Consider the following 4359-nt stretch of genomic DNA (forward strand, 5'->3'; position numbering starts at 1 on the left):
CATCGCGGACCTGCACACCTCGCAGCTGCGCTTCTGGCCCAGCGCGCCGACCCTGGACAACTTCCGCCGCGTGTTCCGGCTGCCGGTGGGCATCTGGGCGATGAGCTCCACCGTGATCACCTGCCTGGTCGTCCTCATCACCGTCTCCTGCAACCTGCTGGCCGGCTACGCCTTCGCCAAGATGCGCTTCCGCGGCCGCAACCTGCTCTTCCTGCTACTGCTCAGCACGATGACCGTGCCCGTACAGGTGCTGATGGTGCCGCAGTTCAAACTCGTCAGCGCCCTGGGCATGTTCGGCAGCTTCTGGGCCGTCATCGTCCCCGCCGCATCCACCGCCTTCGGGGTCTTCCTCGCCCGGCAGTTCATGCTCGGCATCCCCGACGAAGTCATCGAGGCCGCGCGGATGGACGGCGCCGGACAGCTGCGCACCTTCTTCACCGTCGTCCTGCCGCTGTGCAAGCCCCTCATCGCGGTGCTCTCCCTGCTGACGTTCCTCTACCAGTGGAACGACTTCGCCTGGCCGCTGACCGTCCTCAAGGACGAGCGGCTGTACACCCTGGCCGTCGGCATGCAGTTCGTCAACGGCCAGTACACCGCCGACTACGGCGCCATCATGGCGCTCGCGCTCATCTCCGTACTGCCCATGGTCGTTCTCTTCCTCTGCTTCCAGAAGTACTTCGTCCAGGGCTTCGCACGATCGGGAATCAAGTGACCTCTCCGACCCCCGTCCACTACCTGAGCACCCTCTCCTTCCCCGACTGGTGGCTCGACGAGCTGCGCGCACGCCACCCGCGGCTCACGGTCACCCAGGTGCCCGCGGTCTCCCCGGCGGACGTGCCCGCCGAGGTGTGGGGCCGCACGCAGATCCTGCACACCGGCGCCGTGTTCCCCGCCGCCCCCGACACGGCACCGGACCTGCGCTGGATCCAGCTCGACACCTCCGGCGCGGACCATCTGAAGGACACCGGCGTATGGGACCTGCCGGTGCCGCTCACCTCCATCGGGGGCATCTCGCCCGTCCCCATGGCCGAGTACGTGATGATGATGCTGCTGGGCCTGGCCCACCGGCTGCCCCGCGCCGTCGAGGTACAGCACGGCGGCACCTGGCCCTCGCCGAGCGAACGCTGGAACACCCTCATGCCGCGCCGGCTGCGCGGCGCGACCGTCGGCGTGGTCGGATACGGCCGCATCGGCCGCGAAATAGGCCGCCTCGCCGGACAGTTCGGCATGACCGTGCTCGGACTCAAGCGCGGCCGCGCCACCCGGACCGGCGAGTTCTTCGGGACACCCGCCGCCGACCCGGCGGAGACGACCGAGCTCTACACGCCGGACGAACTCCACGCCTTCCTGGGCCGCTGCGACTACCTCGTGGTCACCTGCCCGCTGACCGACGAGACCCGCGGCATGATCGACGCCGCTGCCCTCGACGCCCTCAAGGACGGCGCGATGGTCGTCAACGTCTCCCGCGGCGGCATCGTCGACGAACACGCCCTGCGCGCCGGACTGCGCTCGGGCCGCATCGCGGGCGCCGCCCTCGACGTCTTCGACGAAGAGCCCCTGCCCGCCGGCCACCAGTGGTGGAACGAGCCCGGCGTCATCCTCACGCCGCACGTGGCCGGCTTCGCGCCCGACTACGAGGAGCAGACCCTCGAACTCGTCAGCGCGAACGTCGAGCGGTTCCTCGAAGACCGCGAACTGATCAACCTGGTGGACCGGTCCCGTGGCTACTGACTACCTGCTCGCCCCCCAGCGCCGGCACGCCGTGCTTACCCGGCTGCGCCGCCGCGGCACGGTCAACGTCCAGGAACTCTCCGACCTGCTGCGCATCAGCGCCTCCACGGTCCGCCGCGACCTGCGCGACCTCGAACTCCAGGGCATGCTGCGCCGCGTGCACGGCGGCGCCACCACGGTGGACGGTGCCTTCGAGCCGGACCAGCCGCAGCGGGCGTCGACCCAGCTGGAGGAGAAGGGCCGCATCGCCGAGGCCGCCCTGCGGCTGATCCCCGACCACAGCACCGTGCTCATCAGCGGCGGCACGACGACCGAAGCCCTCGCCGCCCGCCTCGGGGAGCGCCGCGGCCTCACGGTGGTCACCAACGCCCTGCCCATCGCCCAGGTCCTGTCGGCCACCTCCTCCGTCGACGTCATCGTGCTCGGCGGCGTCCTGCGCCACCGCGAGCAGTCCCTCCTGGGACACCTCACCGAGCGCGCGCTGCACGAACTGCAGATCGGCCAGATCATCACCAGCGCCTTCGGTCTCGACGCCGAAGCGGGGCTCACCGGAGCCCATGTCGACGAGGCCCAGACGGATCGCGCCCTGCTCGCGGCGGCCCGCAGCATCACCGTCCTGGCCGACGAGTCCAAGCTCGGCCGCCGCGGACCGGTCCGCCTCACCCCGCTGGAGCGGGTGGCCACCCTGGTCACCGACGCCGCCCCCCACCACCCCGTGTGCCGCGCCGTCGAGGGCCGCGGCAGCACCGTCGTCAGCGCCTAGCCCCCCAGCTACGCCCGTCACCCACATCCGCCCAGAGGTGCCCCATGCCGCTCGTTCCCACCGCCAGCCTGATGGACCACGCCGTACGCGAAGGGTCCGCGGTCCTCGCCTTCAACATCGTGACCCTGGAACACGCCGAGGCCATCGCCCGCGCGTGCGAGGCCGCGAACTCGCCGGCCATCATCGCCGTCAGCCACAACGCGGTCCGCTACCACGGCGACGACCCCGCGCCGCTGCTGGCCGCCGCAGCCGCGGTCGCCCGTCGCTGCGGCGTCCCGCTGGCCCTGCACCTGGACCACGTGGAGGACGAGGACCTCGTACTGCGGGCCCGGGAACTGGGCTGCGGCTCGGTCATGTTCGACGCCTCCCGGCTGCCCCACGCGCAGAACGTCGCCAGGACCGCCGCGGTCACCGCGCGGCTGCACGAGGACGGCATCTGGGTCGAGGCCGAACTGGGCGAGATCGGCGGCAAGGACGGCGTCCACTCCGCCACCGCCCGCACCGACCCCGCCGAAGCCGCCGACTACGTACGGGCCACCGGAGTCGACGCACTGGCCGTTGCGGTCGGCAGCTCGCACGCGATGACCGAACGCAACGCCTCGCTCGACCAGGACCTCATCGCCGAGCTGCGCGACGCCGTCGACGTACCGCTGGTCCTGCACGGCTCGTCCGGCGTGCCGGACCAGGACCTCCGTTCGGCGATCACCCACGGCATGCGGAAGATCAACTTCGGTACGCACCTGAGCGCGGCCTTCACCCGGGCCGTCCGCACCACCCTGGACGACTACACCGGCGTGGACCCCCGGCGCTATCTCGCGGCGGGCCGCGACGCGGTCGCCGCCGCCACGGAACAGCAACTCCGGCTCCTGGCCCCCGAGCCCGCCGCCCCCTGAACACGAAAAGACCCACCCGCACCGACGTCACAGGAGCCAGTACGTGACCACTCCAGCACCCCGCCGCCACGAACCCGTCCCCGACCCCCGATCACAGCTCGACGCCCTGGGGGAGCGGGTCCTCGAACGCGAGGGCATCCCCATGTTCCTGGCCCTCCAGGTGCCCTCCCGCGACAGCCACCAGATACCGGAACCAGCCCGGCCGGACGCCGAAGGCGAGGAACTCGCCGGGCTCCTGCGCCACTACCGGGGCACCCTGGCTCCCGACGCCGGGGACGATTGCGAACCCGCCCTGATCGAAGTCCTCCAGCTCATGGGCGCAGCCCACTTCACACCTCAGGACCGCGCCGCACAGAAAGACGGGCCCCAGCAGTGAACGCGACCCCCCAGACCCGGCTGCCGTCCTTCTCCGGCCAGGAGCAGGCCCTCAGGTCCGGCCAGTACCTGCGCGTGGTGAACTACCACAACACCCCGCACGCCGACACGGACAAGATCCGCGGCGAGCTGAAGACGCTCGCGGAACACTTCTCCGCCGTCACGCTGGAGGACCTCGACCAGTTCCGGACCACCGGCCGCTGGCACAAGAGCCGCCCCGGAGTCATCCCGGTCTTCTACGAGGGCTACCGCAACAACGCGGAGGTCGCGGCGCCGCTGGCCGAGGAAGCCGGCCTGACCGCCTGGTTCTTCATCTGCACCGCCTTCCTGGATGTGCCGGTCGCCGACCAGTACGACTACGCCAACGCACACAACATCGACCTGGTACAGGAGAACGCCAAGGGCGAGCGCCTCGCCATGACCTGGGACGACGTCGCCGAACTCAGCCGACGCCACGTGGTCACTCCGCACACCGCGAACCACGCCGAGGCCGCCTCCCTGCACACCGGCGCGGACCTCGAACGCGAGATCTTCGAGCCCAAGCGGCGAATGGACGAGGTCACCGGCCAGGACGCCGCGTGCACGGCGTTCCTGTGG

Annotated in this window: 6 protein-coding genes; all 6 read left to right on the forward strand. The window is 70.9% G+C overall.

Annotated features, from left to right (window positions below; genetic code table 11):
- The coding region (locus tag ACQKIP_RS40865) for a carbohydrate ABC transporter permease (RefSeq protein WP_427745334.1) at window positions 1-712 on the forward strand (712 nt) is incomplete at its 5' end.
- On the forward strand, window positions 709-1731 hold the full coding sequence (locus ACQKIP_RS40870; protein ID WP_365853837.1) for a D-2-hydroxyacid dehydrogenase: 1023 nt from the start codon (window positions 709-711) through the stop codon (window positions 1729-1731). The genes ACQKIP_RS40865 and ACQKIP_RS40870, both read left to right, overlap by 4 nt.
- Complete coding sequence (locus ACQKIP_RS40875) at window positions 1721-2494, forward strand: DeoR/GlpR family DNA-binding transcription regulator (RefSeq protein WP_365853835.1); 774 nt, start codon at window positions 1721-1723, stop codon at window positions 2492-2494. Before ACQKIP_RS40870 ends, ACQKIP_RS40875 begins: the two co-directional genes overlap by 11 nt.
- Window positions 2495-2538: 44 nt before the next feature.
- The gene (locus ACQKIP_RS40880; RefSeq protein ID WP_365853833.1) at window positions 2539-3387 is read left to right on the forward strand and encodes a class II fructose-bisphosphate aldolase; all 849 of its coding nucleotides are present in this window, start codon (window positions 2539-2541) and stop codon (window positions 3385-3387) included.
- A gap of 43 nt (window positions 3388-3430) precedes the next feature.
- Window positions 3431-3763, forward strand: coding sequence for a hypothetical protein (locus ACQKIP_RS40885; protein WP_365853831.1), 333 nt, complete (start codon window positions 3431-3433; stop codon window positions 3761-3763).
- On the forward strand, window positions 3760-4359 hold a 600-nt coding region (locus tag ACQKIP_RS40890; protein ID WP_427745336.1), incomplete at its 3' end, for a polysaccharide deacetylase family protein. The genes ACQKIP_RS40885 and ACQKIP_RS40890, both read left to right, overlap by 4 nt.

It is taken from the genome of Streptomyces sp. NPDC059900 (assembly GCF_050270335.1).
Lineage (GTDB): Bacteria > Actinomycetota > Actinomycetes > Streptomycetales > Streptomycetaceae > Streptomyces.

Excerpts from the sequence above, each read along its gene's own strand:
- ACQKIP_RS40880 (WP_365853833.1), top strand. The coding sequence starts at position 2,539 with ATGCCGCTCGTTCCCACCGCCAGCCTGATGGACCACGCCGTACGCGAA.